Consider the following 18,334-nt stretch of genomic DNA (forward strand, 5'->3'; position numbering starts at 1 on the left):
TTTTATGAGATTTAAATTTTTTACTGCAGTTTTACTTATTGCAACTATTTCGGTTGCTACACGGGCACAACAACGTATCGAAACCGTACTTCAGTCAGAATGGAAATTCCATAAAGGAGAAGCAGTTGATGCCTATAAAATCAACTTTGATGACAGCAATTGGGAGACTGTTTCTGTTCCTCACGACTGGGCCATAGCAGGTCCGTTCATCAAGGACGGAAACGGTAGTACCGGTAAGTTACCATGGAAAGATGAAGGATGGTACCGGAAAAAACTGAACCTTACTGAAAATTATAGTGGAAAGCAGATTTACCTGGTATGTGACGGTATTATGGCATTCCCAAAGATTTATGTCAATGGAAAATTTGCGGGTCAATGGGATTACGGTTACAATTCCTTTTATCTGAACATTACAGATTTCTTAAAAACAGGTTCGGAAAATATACTCGCGATCCATGCTGACACACGAAATCATGACAGCCGATGGTATCCCGGTGGCGGAATTTTCAGAAAAATAACATTGGTCGCAGTGAATCCGGTTCACGTAGATACATGGGGAACCCAAATTACAACGCCGGTTATTAAACCAAATTACGCGGATGTACGCATTGGAACAATCATTCGAAATGCATCAGCCGCCGGTTCTGAAGTTACCGTTAAACACAGCATTATGAATCCTGAAAAAGAGTTGGTCGCAGAAAAATCCGTTAAAGGAAATATTGCTTCGGGCTCAGCACAAAGGCTGGAAACCACTCTTACCCTGAGCGAACCGCAAAGGTGGGATGTGGCTCACCCCAATATTTATACCGTGATTACCAGGGTTTACAGAAATAATGAGCTGATGGATACCTACAAATCCACGTTTGGGGTAAGGGAAATGCGATTTACAGCAGACAATGGTTTTTATCTGAACAATTGCAGGATTCAGCTTAAAGGGGTGAATCTGCACTCGGATCTTGGCCCTTTAGGAATGGCATTTAATAAAGGTGCGATGGAACGGCAGTTACAGATTATGCAGAGTATGGGATGTAATGCCATTAGAACCAGCCATAATGTGCCCGCACCCGAATTGCTTGAGCTTTGTGACAGTATGGGTTTACTGGTCTATAATGAGGCATTCGATAAATACGACCGCAAAGCAGATATCACTGACACCACAGATTTTGATGCTTTTGCAAAACGGAATATTGGAAATTTTGTAAAACGGGACCGCAATCATCCAAGTATTTTTATCTGGAGTGTCGGCAACGAAATGCACGATGTACAGACCAACAGTAATAACGGACTGTGGCGGCTGCATACCATGGTAAATTATGTGCATAAATATGACCCTACCCGTCCTGTAACCATGGCGTGCGATATGACGGGGCAGGCTGCAAACCGTCATTTCGATTTATATGATGTGCATTCATGGAACTATCAACGCAGATATGAGCTTGCCAGACAACTGGAACCAGAAAAAGCTGTTATCGTTTCAGAATCTGCATCTACATTAAGCACCAGAGGATTCTATGAATTTCCGCTACCGAAAAAACCGGATGATTTTACAAACTCGCTGCAGATTTCATCTTACGATCTGAATGCGCCTTATTGGGCAGAGATTCCGGATGATGACTTTAAATGGCAGCAGGAAGAACCATACGTAGCCGGAGAGTTTGTCTGGACCGGTTTTGATTATATTGGTGAACCAACACCTTACGATAACCGCTGGGTAAAAGAACATGGCATGACCGATGAAAATGCATCGCGTAGTTCATATTTTGGCATTGTGGATTTATGCGGTATTCCCAAGGATCGCTATTACCTGTACAAAAGTTACTGGAAACCTGACGAAACAACAATTCATATTCTTCCACACTGGAACTGGGAAGGTCGTGAAGGTGAAATTACACCGGTATTTGTTTACACAAACGGGGACTGTGCCGAACTGTTCCTGAACGGCAAATCACTTGGTAAAAAATGTAAAAATCCGAGGGCAGGTAAATCCGTCGACCGCTTCCGGTTGATGTGGGACAAGGTAAAATATGAACCCGGCGAATTGAAAGCTGTGGCTTACTTACATGGAAAAAAAATTGGCGAACAGATACTAACAACAACCAGCGATCCGGTTAAACTGAGAATATCACCTGATAGAAAAGTCATCAAAGCTGATGGTTCAAATCTGTCATTCATTCTTTTAGAAGCGGTGGATAAAGAAGGGAATGTATATCCGCTTGCTGACAATAAAATTAGCATATCAATCAAAGGTGAGGGAAAAATTGCAGGCGTCGGAAACGGCAATCCACAGTCGTTTAAAGGCTTTCAGTCCGCCTCCGTAAACCTTTTTTACGGTAAAGCCATGTTAATTGTACAATCAGGTGTTGATCCGGGAAAAATCATTATTGAAGCGACATCGGATGGGTTGAAGAAAGCTGTAACAACCCTGGAGACGAAGTAACGCTTTTACAATATTCATATCATAGGCAGTATCTTAAAATTAAAGGGTACTGCCTATGTTTTTTATAAATCATAAGTAGATGTGTTTCTCTGTAAATTTAATCAAGCTGTAAGCTACTCTTCAGGTCATGAATAAATTGTGCTTTTTCTTTTGGAAATTTAAAGTTATCATCCACTATCTTTCCGTCTGAATTTATCAGAATATACCTGGGTGCGCCTGATAAGGAAAAGTTCTTTTTAAAAAACGCAGTCTGATCAGAATTTAGCAAATAATTACGATCAAGCAGATCAAACTCGTTGGATACAAATTTCCAATCTTTTTCACTTGAATTAAAACATAAATAAACAAATACCACATTAGCTTCCGATTCCACTTCTTTTTTAAAGGCATTAATTGCTTTGAAGCCTGTTCTGCACGCGCCACAACCCGTGAACCAGAAGTCAAGAATTATGTTTTTCCCTTTATCCGTATTAATGATTGATTTTAATAGAACTTCGCCGCTTTCACCGGATTGCCATTGGTTCACAGGAAATGCAGTAAGTGCTTTCTCTTTTCCCTGAAAATCATTAATATGACCGGTAAGCATGTACAGATATGGAATATAATCAATCTTATCTTTAACCAATGTATAAACATACTCAACATTATCTGTTTGACGGTAATCTAAAACTTTGGCAACCAAATTTGAACAAACAATATCTCTAAATCTTCCAGGTGACATACTCAATACATTATTTGCCATAATTTTATATGCAGTTTTATCCAGTAGTTTAAGCTTTTCATTATTGTTAAGAAATTCATTTTCACTAATATATTTTTTGTTTTGCAGATGTGCTTCTTTATAGGCATTTCTAAAATCATACAATAGTTCACTTACAGATAGCGTATAAAAGAAATATAATCCTGATAGTGCTGCCAATGTATCATTCATGTTCACTTCCGCTTTAAACTTGCTCACAAAATTATCGAAGGCTCTCTTTTCTGAATTCTTATCGCCCAGATTATGATATTTGAGATTACATTTGAGTAATTCCATAATATTATCCAGATAAGAAGTCTTGTCATACCAGATTTTAAATATTTTGGTACAATATGGCTTGTCTGAATATTGCTGTAGATAATCCAGTTCGTTATTTCTTACTGTTTCTCTGTACAGTTTGTATTCATTAAAAGGTTTTCCAAACTGACGATTATTTTCCCTTGCATTGTTTAATTTACACCTGGTATTATAGGTTTCCTGCATGTCATAACATACATCAGAATGGCCTCCCTGATAATTCGTGTTTTCCTCACCGTCGGGATCAAAATAAAGCATGATGCTATCACCCGGTGAAACAAACAGATTATGAAGCTCATTCTTAAACTTATACATAATATCCTGTGCTGACAATAATTCCATTCTCAATGCAAACCTACCCAAACTATCAATTTTAGCATACTCTGAGTTTTCCTTAGTTAATACATAATTATTATAAGTAAACTCAATTACTGGATTTTCCGTTTTATACTTCTCATAGTTTTTTATAAAACCTAAAATAGTAACCGAACCAGGATGTAGAGTAAATGGCAGATTTCGGGCAATTCTTCCCGATCTGTCATTATTTGTTTTACAAATTCTGCTTGCATTATCATCTTTGAATTGAAATGCATTATCCGAAATTTTGCTAACAACCAAATTCTTTTGCTTATTATTATTCCCCAGAACAAGCTTAATGAACTTTTTTTTGTCAACTACTTTTTTAATTTCCCAGAATTTACAATCACTAATAACAAAATCCTCCTGAATGGAATAAACCCAGAAATCATCAGCATTTATATCAAAATAATTCCCATGGATACTTTCAGGTATCTTTACTGTTTTTCCTGAAGGACTACAACTAACGGAAGTAATAAAAAGAATGACAAAAAGAATTAAAATTTTTTTCACGGTATTTATAACGTAATTAGTAATCTGTTATAAAGGTAATTAAAAAATGTATACGTCAAATACATCGGCAAATATCAACAGGTTTCGAATAGTACAAACACTGTCCCATGAGCTTATAGAATAATATTTAGATAGAAAAATCCTCCTAATTTTTCACCAGCTTACCCGATGATATGGATTCACCGTTTACTTTTAATGAAAATATAAACAGGTTTGGACCTGAACCGGTGATATCTTCACTGAGGCTAATTTGATGACTACCCGGATTAAAGGTATTAAGCTGATGATATATTTCCATTCCTGTTATGGTTTGAATCCTTAATTCAACTTCCGCTTTATCAGGCAGCGTAAACTGAAACGTAACATTATCTTTGAATGGATTCGGAAATATTCTCAACCCCGTTGAAGTCAACCCGTAATTTGATGTAGCTATCATATCAATCTGGGTGTCCATCCATACCAATCGTTCCGTAATCCAGTTTTTCAGGAAATCCACCTCATTTGTGTAACTATGTCCGATGTAATAATTCGGCCATATATAGATATCAAGGACATCAAACCGGGTGAAGTTGCGTTGCTGGGCATCCTGTAACAGAACTGTACATGAATCGATATAACTCAGAATAGACTCATTGCTGTACGCACTTCTTCGCAGTTCATTCCAACGCTTTTTCAGTTGGGCTTCAAACCATGGATCTTCACGTAACCTGTCCCACCAGAAAGGAATAGCCAAACCATCCCATTCACTTACGCCATCCGATACCCAACCACTTATGTTGCCACCCTGGTAATAATCTGCATTACCGAAAGCCAGGTTAAAATCCCATAAAGGCCCCATGGTTAACCGTCCATTTTTACTCTCCTTATCCTTGTAAAAATAAGTACTTAAGCGGTAACCATCCACATTGCGTCCCAGTTCATTTATGAGGTAGAAATCTATATACGACGTTACATCAATAAAGGGACGGTAACCGGTAACAGGATCTTTAAATCCTCCGCCTTTTAGAGCATTTTCAAAACTAGTAACATAATTACGGATGTAATCCCGCTGAACCTGTGGCATGTTCTCATATTCCGGATAAACATAACTGATCGGAATATCGAAGTGACCACTTCTGTCTTTGCATGGAGAGGTCCATGCACCAAAATCAGGCCGGTCGATTTTAAGAATATACCCTCCGGTTACTTCATCACCCATTATTTCATCCGGGTTCAATGTTGCAATATTTACCCGGTCATTATCCTTTTTAACCTTTTCAGTTAACTGATAAACACCACGATAATCGTTGTTAATATAGAGTTCGCAAAAATGCGTACGTGGTGACCATCGTCCGGTTTCATTGCCCAGATGATATGCCACCGCATTCCGAATCAACGATTTATCAGAATAGGGTCCGTGTAAAACCCAGTCATTTTCTTTGGGTAATCCTAAAAGATTCACATTTAAATTGGTACCTGAATCTGTTCTTGTTTCTAATGTATAATTCTTTTTTTCAAAGGACTGGGACGATGATCCCCTGATCTCTATACCAATATATCCATCATATTCAAAGTCTGTATCTGTAATACTATTGTTTCCATCCGGATCATTTAAGACTTTCATGAGGGCCGTAATCTTGGGTTCATCCTGTATGGTTTGTCCCTGTGTATCAATCAGGATTAGCGGCAGATTACTTTCCTCTCCACTCTCCGGTGGTGTAAACCATGAAGGAACAGTCTGGTACAATCCTGAAACTCCATTGAGGCCTGCCGTCAAAAAAACTCTCCCACTCATATCGCTTGACCCAAGGCTAACGTTAATTATTTGTACTGCGAGTGTATTTGTACCGGTCACCAGAACAGAAGTACCTATGAGATAACGTTCAGGCTGCTGCCCCTGGTACATCAATGCTTCATGATCGAATGTTAGGGATGAATTGAAAACCGGACTGGGAGCCGTAAGATTCGATGATCTGGCTATTTCGGTTCCGTTGAGATAACAAACAAATGCATCATCATAATCTATATCCAGAACCAATTGATTAATAACCGAAACATCGCTAACCGTAAATGTTTTCCTGATATAAACAGAATTTATGTTGCTGAGAATTGTGAGGTCATCGTTATCACCATAGCCAAAACCTCCTGAACCGTATTTCCATGATGTATCATCAAAACCCGTCTTGTACCAATCTGCAGATGGTTCATAAGTTGCCTGAAGATATTTCCATGTATCTCCTTCAATAACGATCGATTCCCATTTGGTTTGTGAATAAAGGAATGGCGTTAAAACTAAAAACCAAATAATGAGGTAGCGCATTGGCACAAATTTTACGCATATTAGCGTAATTCTTTGTGATTTGCAAAAGTATTTGTCATGCCCGCATTATAAAAATATCTCTCACTCCAGTAAATTAAGTACATTTTGCCAGATCTTATCATCCACCGGAATGCCATTCTCCAGGTTTTTCTGACGGGTTAACAATGTACGTTCTCCGGGATAATAGGTATGTTCACCAGGCCGCATAGGTTCAACATCATGTGTGTAATTAATAATTTCATCCAGCAGTTTATCCTGGATATCCTTATCACCAAACCGTTCCGGATCAATACAAAGAAAGATTTGCGACACACCCGATTCATGCGTCTTCTGTCCAATCCTAAAAGTGGAATCACCTGCTGAAAGAACCGTAGCTATTATATCAAGAACCATGGATAACGCTGATCCCTTCCAATAACCTATTGGTAATCCTCGTTCCCTGGTTAAAATTTTTTCAGGGTCATTTGAAAGTTCATCATTTTGATCCCAGCCACCAGGAGAAGGTAGTTTTTCACCTTCAAGTTTGTATGAATTAATCTTACCAAACGAGTATTGAGACAAAGCCATATCCAGTACAACATGACCTTCTTTACGCGGAATGGCAACAACAAAGGGATTATTACCAATCCTACTGTCTTTGCCACCCCAGGCCGGCATATTGGGTTTGGTATTGGTAAATAAAATGGCTATACAACCGGCATTAGCAGCCTGCCATCCATATGTTCCTCCACGCATCCAATGATTGGTATTCCGCAATGCTACCAGTCCCATACCATGCATTTTGGCCAGTTCAATAGCTCGATTGGTACATTTAGTAGCATTTATAATTCCGGGACCAAGTTTCCCATCCCAACGTTCCATATTACCGAAAGATCCTAACATTTTAGCCTCAGCATTCGGGACAACCAATCCCAATTCAACATAGTCGAGGAATTGCCTGACCCGATTTATACCATGAGAATTTACACCATCGATGGTATTGTTGGTATATATCTCCGCCAAAACGGCTGCCTTAACTGAAGAAAAACCATATTTTACAAATAGCCGGAAAAGGACATCCTCCATTTCCTGAGATTGAATCAGCATGAATAATATTCTTTAAAATGAATAATTTACACGAATATTAAGATAATTAGCCGTGTTTTGCAAATTAGAACTTTAGTCGGACTAAAATTGTCAGGCGAAACAGTAAGAATATCTCCGTACAATTCTGGAATGTATAGAAAAAGGAAGAGGCTGCAAAAATATATGAAAATTGAGAGAATTCAACCGAGTTTTGATTCATAGATTTTAAATACCAAACGAAAACAAAACCATTCTCAGAAAAAATTTGGAAGAAAATTAAGACTTAGTCAGGTGCGAAACAGATGCATTTTGTAATAACTATTATTTTTCAGCTAACAAAATAAACTGATCATAATAATGCATTTTACCGTCACTCTTTTCACGCTTTAAGGTACTATAAACGTATGACTTTATATTCTTAAAACCCGCATCTTCAAACTGCGCCGAAAGATCCTCTGTTTCAAAGCCTTTATGAGGAACTTCTTCAAAATTATGAAATGAACCGTCCTCACTCACCAGATCGGATATAACAATTTTGGCATGATCCGAAGTTATTTTATACAAGTGTTTTAATACATCTTTGATGTTTATAATGTGATGAAAAGCCATATTGGAAACAACCAGATCAATGTCATTTTTAGTATAAAGCAATACATCACCATGGAGAAGCTCAACCTTATCATCAGGTTTAATTTTTCGTTTTAATATTTCAAGCATGGCTGCCGAGGTATCCACAAATACCACAGAATTTAGTTTGGGTAACAGTTTAAACCCAACAAGACCAGTTCCTGCACCCAGTTCAAGTGCCTTTTGATTCTTATGCAGGGTTACAAGCTTTAATAGCTCGGTCACATATTTTTCTGTCATTTTGATTTTTTGAGGACTGTCCCAGTCTGCAGCTTTGTCCGCGAAATTATCTATCATGATAGTTCTTTATAAAATTTTGGCAATTGATCTGATTCAAAAACATAAACTTTACCTAAAACAACATTTCAAGACTTTTGTTTTTAGGGAAAACCCGTGTTTTCAAAGATTTAAAAGTTTATAACCTATACCTTATTAAATCTAAGAATATTGTAGATTCCCTCCTTTCTTTCTTCTAACAACAAATTTCTATCAGGCAATTATCCTGCACGGCTACTTTCTTAAATATCCATTGAGATTCTGTAAGAGACAGCATAAAAAAATGCTGGCGAATTAATAATATGAAAATGAAGCATAGGAAATATGTTGCGATGGATACAAAATATTTTCTTAGACAAATTTAAAATTGCTTGTTGTCAGGGTGATTTAGAATAAATGTATTATTTTTAATCGATGTTTTATAATACGTAATCTAATATTTGACCCAGGAAATGCAAAACCTCAAACGAACAATATTATTTATGCTGTTACTGTCTGGACTAACAGTTTTTAGCCAGAATAAATATAAACCGGGATATTTTATTCAGAATAACGGTAAAAGAATAAACTGTTTTATCAGCGAATCAGATCTGAACCAAACCTTCAATGCATTTAAATACAGGTTAACGGCGTCGTCACCTGTTGTTAAAATTCTGGCGGATTCTGTAACTGAAGTAAATATAATAGATGGTATCAGGTATAAATGGACAGAAGTACCGAAAATTAACAAACGCTTATTTCTTAATGTTTTGGTTTCAGGAGAAGCAACTTTATTCCGTCAGGATAGTGAAGGTTCTGTCCTATACTTTTTTAAGTTGAGAGATTCGGAAACTATGCTTTTACCACCACCGGAATCAGAGAATCATCAGGATTATATTACACTACTGAAATCGGAACTTTTATGCCTTGGTTTAATTGATGCCGACTTTTCAAATCTGACCTATTCAGATTCTAAACTTATGACATTGTTTATCCGGTATAATGTATGTAAACAGGATAGTTACGTAAAGCTTAATGCAAAGAAGGAATATGACCTTTTTAACCTTTATATTAAACCTGGTTTTAGTTATAATTCGATGCAGGTTATATATATGCATGCAGATATGCCTTTTTCTGTACACTTTGGACATAAGCCGACAATGAGATTTGGTGCGGAAATTGAATTCAATATGAATATACTAAAAAACAGGACTGCATTGATTATTGACCCTTCGTATAATTACTTTTTCGCCGATAAGATTGAAAACTCCATCTACTCAAAAATAAGTTATACATCATTTGAATTTCCCTTTGGAATAAGGCAATATCTATCCATCTCTCCAAAATCAGAATTATTTGCAAATGTTGCTTATCTCGCCGATGTTGGTTTTAATTCTGACATTATTTATATTGATTATTTAGGTCATCGGACCACATATGATTTAAACAATGTAATTTTTTCGTACAATTTTGGCGTTGGCTATTGTTGGAACAAAAGACTGAACGTTGAACTTCGTTATAACTTCCAGAAGGAATTGTTCCCAAAAGAAGTATACTGGCAATCTAATCTCTCAGGATTCTCGTTAATAGTAGGATACAACATTTTTAAATAAGTTCAGATGTAAAACTATGGATAAAGTTTTAGTAGCAGGGGCAACCGGATATCTTGGCAAATACATTGTAAAAGAACTGTTAAACCAAAATTATTCTGTGCGTGCTATTGCCAGAACATCTGAAAAATTAAATGATATAAGGCATCCAAACCTTGAAGTGGTTAAAGCTGATGTAACCAAACCAGACACTCTTAAAGACTGCTTAACAGGGATAAAATATGTGATTTCTACTGTTGGGATCACACGGCAAAAAGATGGTCTGACGTATATGGATGTGGATTACCAGGCTAACATGAACCTTATGCAGGAAGCTAAAAATGCAGGCGTCCAAAAATTTATTTACACCTCTGCTATTAAAGGAAACCTATACCGCCATTTGAAAATTTTTGAAGCGAAAGAGAAATTTGTGGATGCATTGAAAAAATCAGGTTTATCTTACGTAATAATGCGCCCGAATGGCTTTTTCTCCGACATGACAGATTTCTTTGAGATGGCTAAAAAGGGACGTGTTTATTTGTTTGGTTCCGGAGAGCAAAAACTTAATCCCATTCATGGAGAAGATCTGGCAAAAGTATTTATTGAAGCAATAAATTCAAACACAACTGAAATTGAAATCGGCGGACCGGATATTTTAAGCCAAAATGAAATTGGTGAACTGGCCTTAAACGCGCTGGGTAAGCCGGTAAAAATTATGCACCTGCCGGATTGGATACGTAAATTTACCATTTGGACAGTTCGTACATTTACATCATCCAAAACATACGGTCCTATTGAATTTTTTTTGACGCTGATGGCAGATGATACCATAGCTGATTGCTATGGAAAGCATCATTTAAAAGATTTCTATAAGTCACTTACAGAATAAAATGCCTTCGTTTTTTTGTAAGGCTTTCAAAGCTTATTTGCTAAAATGAATCAAATTTGTGTAACATGAATTTTGAATTTATTATTCTGGTTTTCCCGGTTGTATTTATGCTCCACGAATTCGAGGAAATTATTTTCATGCGTCCCTGGATAAAAAGATCTGAATCAAAAATTATTTCAAAGTTTCCCAAAGCAGTACCTGTTATTGTAAAAAAACAAATGTCAGTAACAACTGAGGCCTTTTCATTCATTGTGGCGGAAGAATTCCTGATAGTCACAATTATTACACTGTATGCATTCTTTGTACAAAATAATACCCTTTTTGCATCGCTGCTTGCAGTTTATACGCTTCACCTGCTTATGCATATTGGTCAGGCCATATTGTTGCGATCCTATATTCCGGCACTGGCTACCTCTTTACTGACAGCTGTATACAGTATTTATACTTTGAACCTGTATCTCACGTCTGCATTTTTTGAGTTGAACCGGACAATAACTTATACGCTTATTATTTTAAGTGCGGCTGCAATAAATCTGTTACTGATGCATAAACTGGCTGCAAAAATTAAATGTTTACAATCAATAAAATAAAACGCATGAGTCTGTACAACATTATAAACTGGCTACTTTCAGGAGACGTTTCCATTCAGTATCAGGTTCATCGTGACCTTTTGAGAACAGAAAGAAAATACCTGAGATCAAGAATAGCTAAGGAAGGCTGGGGAAAAATGTTTCTATCAAAACAAAGACCAGATGGACATTGGGGCTTAAAATTTTATCAGCCAAAATGGACATCTACCCACTATACACTTCTCGATCTGAAAAATCTGGCAATCGATCCTGACATAAATTCAATAAATACTATTTTAACCAAAATATTGAAAGAAGAAAAGGCATCCGATGGTGGTGTGAATCCCATAGGAACTGTAAAGGTCAGTGATGTGTGCCTGAACGGTATGTTCCTTAATTACGCAAGCTATTTTAAATCCGATCCCGAAGAACTGAAATCAGTGGTTGACTTCGTTCTGACAGAGACAATGACTGACGGAGGTTTCAACTGCTGGTCGAACCGAAGCGGGGCAAGCCACAGCTCTCTACATACTACCTTGTCAGTTCTGGAAGGAATCGACGAGTATCGTAAAAACGGGTATACATACAGACTTGATGAATTAACGAAAGCTGAATCAACTTCACGGGAATTTATTTTAATGCATCATCTTTATAAATCCGATAAAACAGGAATGGTTATAAAGAAAGATTTTCTACGCATGCCCTACCCCTGCCGCTGGAGATACGACATTCTGAAAGCCATGGATTATTTTCAGTGTTCGGGTTCACCATGGGATAACCGAATGTACGATGCAACACGACACCTTATTACTAAAAGAAACAAGCAACAAACTTGGAATTTGCAGGCGCCATATCCCGGCAAAATCCATTTTGAAATGGAAACAGTTGGTCAACCATCGAGGTGGAACACATTAAGGATGCTCAGGATTTTAAAAGCGTATAACCCAAACCTGTTCCAACAATACATGCAATAACAGCCTTAATAAATCTTAAAACCGAAAATAATTTCTCCCGGGAGTTTCATTTTCCGTATTTTGTATAAATAGCAGAAAAAGTTTAGTCAAATGAAAATATTTGATCATTCCGTCGGTCTTTACACAGATCATTATGAGCTTACAATGGCACAGGGATATTTCCTTAGTGGTAAATATACACAACGTGCTTCGTTCGACTATTTTTACAGGCGTAATCCATATAAAGGTGGATTTGTAACCTTTTCAGGCCTTTCCACATTTCTTGAAATTCTAAAAGATTTCAAATTCAGTGAGGACGACTGTGCCTACTTAATATCGGTGGGTTTTGATAAGGAATTCGTGAATCATCTTAAAAATTTCAGGTTCCGTGGACATATCTGGTCAGTGCAGGAAGGTGAAGTTGTATTTCCCAATGAACCAATTGTCAGAGTTGAAGGTAATCTTTTGGAAACACAGCTAATTGAAACACTGTTATTAAATATTTTGAATTTCGAATCACTGATTGCGACTAAAGCCAACCGGATGAGGATGGTAGCAGGAGATCGTTTGCTTTTAGAATTTGGTCTGAGACGCGCCCAGGGTTTGGGTGGATTAATGGCCACAAAAGCAGCTATGAACGGAGGATTTGACGCCACCTCGAATGTTCTGAGTGCTAAAATATTTTCAGTAGTTAGTACAGGTACAATGGCTCATTCGTGGATACAGAGTTTCAGCACTGAACTGGAGGCTTTCAGAACCTACGCCAGAATATTTCCTGACAATTGCATTCTGCTCGTGGATACCTACGACACCTTAAAAAGCGGTGTGCCCAATGCCATTAAAATTGCGGAAGAGCTTAAAAGTCAGGGAAAAAAACTGGCGGGAATACGATTGGATAGCGGCGATTTAACGTACCTGAGTAAACAGACCCGCAAAATGCTGGATGCGGCCGGATTTCCTGACGCAAAAATTGTAGCTTCAAATCAGCTGGATGAATTCATTATTCAAAGCTTATTATCCCAGGGTGCCCCGATAGATTCTTTTGGTGTTGGAACTTCTCTCGCAACAGGGAAAGAGGATGCGGCACTGGATGGTGTTTATAAACTGTCCGATCTGGATGGGTCACCCACCATGAAATTCTCTGAAAACCTAGCCAAAATGACACTCCCGGGAAAGAAAAAAATCTTTCGGTATTTTGATGAAGAGGGATTATTTAAATGTGATGCCATTTTACTTGAAGAGGACACTCAGATAACTGCAATGTATCATCCAACTGAACCCGGAAAGCATTTGGATCTGCAATCCTTGAGGTTTGAAGAGTTATTAAAACCGGTTGTAAGCAGTGGTAAAATTGTGGTTTCTTCCGCTCAATCGAAAGAAATTGCTATATTTACAAAAAACAGGTTAAAAAAGTTACCTGAAGAATATAAACGTTTTTTAAATCCGCACGTTTATAAAGTCGGGATCAGTAATAAATTAATGCAGACCCGCAACAAGCTAACCAATCGTGAATAGATATCCCCTGACACTTTAATTAACTTTAAAACAGGAAAGGTATGAAAGCTTTATTAATTGTTGACCTGCAAAATGACTTTTTACCCGGCGGAGCGTTACCTGCACCAGACGGGAACAACATTATTCCGGTTGTGAATAATCTGATGGAAGATTTCCACTTTGTCATTGCATCCAAAGATTGGCATCCGAATGTATCCGTTCATTTTGAAAAATGGCCGGTTCATTGCGTTAGAGGCTCACTGGGATCGAAATTCCCTGTTGCACTGAGATCCAAAAATATTGATCTCGTCCTGAGAAAAGGAACAGAAGATACCGATGATGGTTATTCAGCGTTTGAAGCGACGAATGTTAATCTTGTAGATGTGCTCAACGAACGTGAAGTAACGGAGTTATATGTTTGCGGTCTGACCACAGAATATTGTGTTAAGGAAACGGTTCTGGATGCCATTAAAAACGGCTTTAAAACATTTGTGATCAAAAATGCTACCGAAGCTGTTAAAGCAAATCCGGGCGATGAAGAAAAAGCATGGAAAGAAATGTACGAAGCCGGTGCCGTAATTGTCGATGACATTAAGTACAACGGATTAAGTGCATAACCTGTTCGTTAAACCATTTTGGAAGGATCAACCCATTCATCAAACTCTTTTTCAGTAACATAATCCAATGCCATTGCTGCTTCCTTTAACGTGGTGTTTTCTTTGTAGGCTTTCATAGCGATTTCTGCTGATTTATAATAGCCAATATGCGGATTCAGGCTGGTTACGAGCATAAGTGAATTCTTAAGATTTGAATCAATTTTCGTCTTGTTTGCTTTAATTCCTTTAATACAATGATCACAAAAACTAAGACTTACATCTCCTAAAAGCCGGGCACTCTGTATGATATTAGCTGCTATAACCGGGCGGAACACGTTGAGTTCAAATTGTCCGTTACTTCCCGCAATACCGATTGTAACATCGTTTCCCATAACCTGGGCAGCCACCATTGTTACAGCTTCAGACTGAGTTGGATTTACCTTACCCGGCATAATGCTTGACCCTGGTTCATTTGACGGTATAATTATCTCTCCTATACCACCACGCGGACCACTGCTCAGCATCCGTATATCATTGCCAATCTTCATCAGACTTACTGCCACCCGCTTAAAAGCTCCGCTTAATTCAACAATGGCATCATTTGAGGCCAGGGCCTCAAATTTATTCGGAGCAGTTTTAAAAGGATAACCTGTTAATTCTGCAATTTTAAGTGCCGTGAGCTCATCGAACTTTTCAGGTGCATTTAAGCCGGTTCCAACAGCGGTCCCTCCCAGTGCAAGTAACGCAACTTTTTCCAATGCATTTTCAATCGCATCGATACCATTATCTATTTGCTGTGTATAGCCACTAAATTCCTGCCCTAAAGTAACCGGTGTTGCATCCATAAAATGTGTGCGCCCCAGCTTAACTATATCTGAAAACAAAACAGATTTTTCATGAAGTGCATCTCTTAGTTGCTTCAATCCGTTAAGTGTATTTTCTACCGTAAGCTGGTAAGCTGCTATATGCAGAGCAGTCGGAAAGGTGTCGTTGCTGCTCTGACTTTTATTGACGTCATCAACAGGGCTTAAAAATTTCTTTTCATCGCTCAGGTCTCCGCCATTCAGTACGTGTCCGCTATTAGCTATTACCTCATTCACATTCATATTTGTCTGCGTACCACTGCCTGTTTGCCATATAACCAAAGGAAACTGATCATCCAGTTTATGATCTAAAATCTCATCGCATACCGAAATAATAACATTGGCTTTATCTTTTTCAAATAAGCCTAATTCGTTATTAACCAACGCCGCTGACTTTTTTACAATTGCAAAAGCATGTATGATTTCCCCAGGCATGCTGGCTGCTGGTCCAATCTTAAAGTTGTTTAAACTCCTTTCCGTTTGGGCTCCCCAATATTTATCTTCAGGAACCCTGACATCTCCAAGTGCATCGTGTTCAATTCTGAATTTCATAGCATTGTAATTTATTGATAAACAAATTATCACGAAAAAATGCATAATACTTAAGGAACTTTAATATCTGCATAGAAGTTAAAACCATTGGGATTAAATTTGATCCCATAAATTATGTACAGCACAATTGTTTTTTTGTCAACATTCGACCAAAGAATCATTGCACTAATTTTGGTATATTTACAAACCAAAACTGAAGTTTATACTAACAATTAAAAAACAACTCTTATAATTCACAACATTATGACGCGTAAATTATTAGCAATTTTTCTTATTGCCTTATCTGTTAACCTTGTCGGGCAAACAAAACTTGTTGTAAAGCCCAATGATCCTATTGCAAAGATTCAGCCAACCATGTACGGAATCTTTTTCGAAGACATCAACTTTGCTGCAGATGGCGGAATATATGCTGAACTGGTAAAGAACCGATCATTTGAGTTTTTTGAACCAATGATGGGTTGGCTTGAACCAAACTCAGACAGGCATTCCCTCAATCTGAAATCAGGAAAAGCAACGCCCATTAAACGCAGTAGTGATGAAAAAAACCAGCATTTCATAAAAATTGAAGTGAATGATCCCAGTGGTTATTCCATTATCAACGAAGGATTTCGTGGCATGGGAATAAAAAAAGATGATACCTATAACCTGACTTTTTTAGCCCGCGAAGAAAAAGGGATCAATCATGTTATTTTCAGCCTCGTAGCTCAGGATGGCAGTATTATTGGTTCAGATACCGTAGCCGTTAATGGAAACAAGTGGGAAAATTATGCTACGTCCATTAGAGCAGATAAAACCTGCCCGAAAGCAAAATTGCAAATTACATTCGCTGAAAAAGGAATAATTGATATGGATATGATATCCATGTTCCCTGAAGATACATGGAAAGGCAGACCCAAAGGACTCAGAAAGGACCTTGTTCAGCTGCTGGCAGATATGCAGCCCGGATTCCTCAGATTTCCCGGAGGTTGTATCGTAGAGGGTCGTACGCTGGACCGTAGATACCAATGGAAAAAAACTGTGGGACCAATAGAGGAGCGCGAAAACCTGGTTAACCGTTGGAATACTGAATTTGCACATCGTCTCACGCCAGACTACTACCAGAGCTTTGGTTTGGGATTTTTTGAATATTTCCAACTGGCGGAAGACCTTGGCGCTCAACCGCTGCCTATTTTAAGTTGCGGTATGGCCTGCCAGTTCAACACTGGTGAACTTGTTCCCATGGAAGAACTTGATCCATATGTGGACGATGCTCTGGATTTAATTGAATTTGCCAATGGCGATCCTTCAACTGAATGGGGAAAGGTAAGAGCCGACATGGGTCATCCGGAACCATTCAACCTGAAATATATAGGAATCGGTAACGAACAATGGGGACCCGAATATTTTAAACGTTACAAAATATTTGATAAAGCCATTAAAGAGAAATATCCTGACATCGTGGTTGTTTCAGGCAGCGGGCCATTCCCTGATGGCGAGTATTTTGATTATGGCTGGGAACAACTTAAAAAACTTCATGCCGAAATTGTGGATGAACACTATTACCGTCCACCACAGTGGTTCCTTGATAATGCGACCCGTTATGACAACTACGACAGAAGCGGACCGAAAGTTTTTGCAGGAGAATATGCTGCCCAAAGCGTTGCAATAGCCAGTCCAAAAAACAAAAATAACTGGGACTGTGCACTTTCTGAAGCGGCGTTTATCACTGGAATGGAACGTAATGCTGATCTCGTTATAATGACTTCCTATGCACCTTTGTTTGCACACGTTGATGGATGGCAATGGACACCGGACCTGATCTGGTTTGATAATCTCAAATCTATGGGATCAGCAAACTATTATGTACAAAAAATGTTCTCCACAAACACAGGTGATGATGTGGTTCCAATTCTCCTGGACGGTAAAGATGTAACCGGACAGGATGGTTTATATGCAACTGCATCTGTTAAAAATTCTACCAATGAAATCATCCTGAAACTGGTTAATTCCACAAACACGGACAAAAGTCTTTCATTTGATTTTGAAGGCTTAAAAAAATTCGGTAAAAAAGTAACCGTAATCTCATTAACGGGTTCTTCTCCTGATGATATGAATACCTTGGATAATCCTAAGGAAATTTATCCCGAAGAAACCATCATAAAGACCAATGGGAAGGATATGAAACTTGACATTGGAGCCAAAAGTCTTGTTGTGGTTAAAATAAAAAAATAAGGAAACCT

The 18,334-nt window shown here is 38.1% G+C and carries 13 protein-coding genes; 8 read left to right on the forward strand and 5 right to left on the reverse strand.

Annotation, left to right across the window (positions count from 1 at the left end; genetic code table 11):
* The first annotated feature begins 4 nt into the window (after positions 1-4).
* Positions 5-2,437 carry a glycoside hydrolase family 2 TIM barrel-domain containing protein gene (locus ACE01N_RS07185; protein WP_380586349.1) on the forward strand — a complete coding sequence of 811 codons (2,433 nt, stop codon included), beginning with the start codon at positions 5-7 and terminating at the stop codon, positions 2,435-2,437.
* Positions 2,438-2,534: 97 nt separating this feature from the next.
* Here the strand turns inward: ACE01N_RS07185 and ACE01N_RS07190 are convergent, their stop codons facing one another.
* The 4 genes from ACE01N_RS07190 to ACE01N_RS07205 form a co-directional block, all read right to left on the reverse strand.
* The gene (locus tag ACE01N_RS07190) at positions 2,535-4,364 is read right to left on the reverse strand and encodes a TlpA family protein disulfide reductase (protein ID WP_380586352.1); all 1,830 of its coding nucleotides are present in this window, start codon (positions 4,362-4,364) and stop codon (positions 2,535-2,537) included.
* 145 nt (positions 4,365-4,509) lie between these two features.
* Entirely contained in the window at positions 4,510-6,663 is a 2,154-nt protein-coding gene (locus ACE01N_RS07195) for a CotH kinase family protein (RefSeq protein WP_380586355.1), read from the reverse strand.
* A gap of 81 nt (positions 6,664-6,744) precedes the next feature.
* Positions 6,745-7,749: a 3-dehydro-L-gulonate 2-dehydrogenase gene (gene yiaK, locus ACE01N_RS07200; RefSeq protein WP_380586358.1), complete on the reverse strand. Its 1,005-nt coding sequence runs from the start codon at positions 7,747-7,749 to the stop codon at positions 6,745-6,747.
* Between the two features lie 300 nt (positions 7,750-8,049).
* On the reverse strand, positions 8,050-8,652 hold the full coding sequence (locus ACE01N_RS07205; RefSeq protein WP_380586361.1) for a class I SAM-dependent methyltransferase: 603 nt from the start codon (positions 8,650-8,652) through the stop codon (positions 8,050-8,052).
* A 461-nt stretch (positions 8,653-9,113) separates the two neighbouring features.
* On the opposite strand from ACE01N_RS07205, the gene ACE01N_RS07210 reads away from it, so the two are divergent.
* The 6 genes from ACE01N_RS07210 to ACE01N_RS07235 all read left to right on the forward strand — a co-directional run bounded on the left by ACE01N_RS07210 (position 9,114) and on the right by ACE01N_RS07235 (position 14,721).
* Positions 9,114-10,223 (forward strand): hypothetical protein, encoded by a 1,110-nt coding sequence (locus ACE01N_RS07210; RefSeq protein ID WP_380586364.1) that lies wholly within the window; start codon positions 9,114-9,116, stop codon positions 10,221-10,223.
* A 16-nt stretch (positions 10,224-10,239) separates the two neighbouring features.
* Positions 10,240-11,088 carry an SDR family oxidoreductase gene (locus ACE01N_RS07215; RefSeq protein WP_380586367.1) on the forward strand — a complete coding sequence of 283 codons (849 nt, stop codon included), beginning with the start codon at positions 10,240-10,242 and terminating at the stop codon, positions 11,086-11,088.
* Between the two features lie 65 nt (positions 11,089-11,153).
* Positions 11,154-11,678 (forward strand): HXXEE domain-containing protein, encoded by a 525-nt coding sequence (locus tag ACE01N_RS07220; protein WP_380586370.1) that lies wholly within the window; start codon positions 11,154-11,156, stop codon positions 11,676-11,678.
* A gap of 5 nt (positions 11,679-11,683) precedes the next feature.
* Entirely contained in the window at positions 11,684-12,631 is a 948-nt protein-coding gene (locus tag ACE01N_RS07225; protein WP_380586373.1) for a hypothetical protein, read from the forward strand.
* Positions 12,632-12,721: 90 nt separating this feature from the next.
* Positions 12,722-14,125, forward strand: a complete 1,404-nt coding sequence (locus ACE01N_RS07230) for a nicotinate phosphoribosyltransferase (protein ID WP_380586375.1) — start codon at positions 12,722-12,724, stop codon at positions 14,123-14,125.
* A 41-nt stretch (positions 14,126-14,166) separates the two neighbouring features.
* Complete coding sequence (locus ACE01N_RS07235; RefSeq protein WP_380586378.1) at positions 14,167-14,721, forward strand: isochorismatase family protein; 555 nt, start codon at positions 14,167-14,169, stop codon at positions 14,719-14,721.
* Between the two features lie 8 nt (positions 14,722-14,729).
* Here ACE01N_RS07235 and fumC read toward each other — a convergent pair whose 3' ends face one another.
* A complete protein-coding gene (gene fumC, locus ACE01N_RS07240) occupies positions 14,730-16,115 on the reverse strand; it encodes a class II fumarate hydratase (RefSeq protein ID WP_380586381.1) in 1,386 nt (461 codons plus the stop codon).
* Between the two features lie 243 nt (positions 16,116-16,358).
* On the opposite strand from fumC, the gene ACE01N_RS07245 reads away from it, so the two are divergent.
* Positions 16,359-18,326, forward strand: a complete 1,968-nt coding sequence (locus tag ACE01N_RS07245; RefSeq protein ID WP_380586384.1) for an alpha-L-arabinofuranosidase C-terminal domain-containing protein — start codon at positions 16,359-16,361, stop codon at positions 18,324-18,326.
* The last annotated feature ends 8 nt before the right edge of the window (positions 18,327-18,334 follow it).

This window comes from Quyinboa ferrireducens (assembly GCF_042436675.1).
GTDB lineage: Bacteria > Bacteroidota > Bacteroidia > Bacteroidales > UBA5342 > JBHJHP01.

Coding starts and splice junctions, on each gene's coding strand:
- ACE01N_RS07245 (WP_380586384.1), top strand. CDS start 16,359: ATGACGCGTAAATTATTAGCAATTTTTCTTATTGCCTTATCTGTTAAC.
- fumC (WP_380586381.1), bottom strand. CDS start 16,115: ATGAAATTCAGAATTGAACACGATGCACTTGGAGATGTCAGGGTTCCT.
- ACE01N_RS07195 (WP_380586355.1), bottom strand. CDS start 6,663: ATGCGCTACCTCATTATTTGGTTTTTAGTTTTAACGCCATTCCTTTAT.
- ACE01N_RS07235 (WP_380586378.1), top strand. CDS start 14,167: ATGAAAGCTTTATTAATTGTTGACCTGCAAAATGACTTTTTACCCGGC.
- ACE01N_RS07210 (WP_380586364.1), top strand. CDS start 9,114: ATGCTGTTACTGTCTGGACTAACAGTTTTTAGCCAGAATAAATATAAA.
- ACE01N_RS07185 (WP_380586349.1), top strand. CDS start 5: ATGAGATTTAAATTTTTTACTGCAGTTTTACTTATTGCAACTATTTCG.
- ACE01N_RS07220 (WP_380586370.1), top strand. CDS start 11,154: ATGAATTTTGAATTTATTATTCTGGTTTTCCCGGTTGTATTTATGCTC.
- ACE01N_RS07230 (WP_380586375.1), top strand. CDS start 12,722: ATGAAAATATTTGATCATTCCGTCGGTCTTTACACAGATCATTATGAG.
- yiaK (WP_380586358.1), bottom strand. CDS start 7,749: ATGCTGATTCAATCTCAGGAAATGGAGGATGTCCTTTTCCGGCTATTT.
- ACE01N_RS07205 (WP_380586361.1), bottom strand. CDS start 8,652: ATGATAGATAATTTCGCGGACAAAGCTGCAGACTGGGACAGTCCTCAA.
- ACE01N_RS07215 (WP_380586367.1), top strand. CDS start 10,240: ATGGATAAAGTTTTAGTAGCAGGGGCAACCGGATATCTTGGCAAATAC.
- ACE01N_RS07225 (WP_380586373.1), top strand. CDS start 11,684: ATGAGTCTGTACAACATTATAAACTGGCTACTTTCAGGAGACGTTTCC.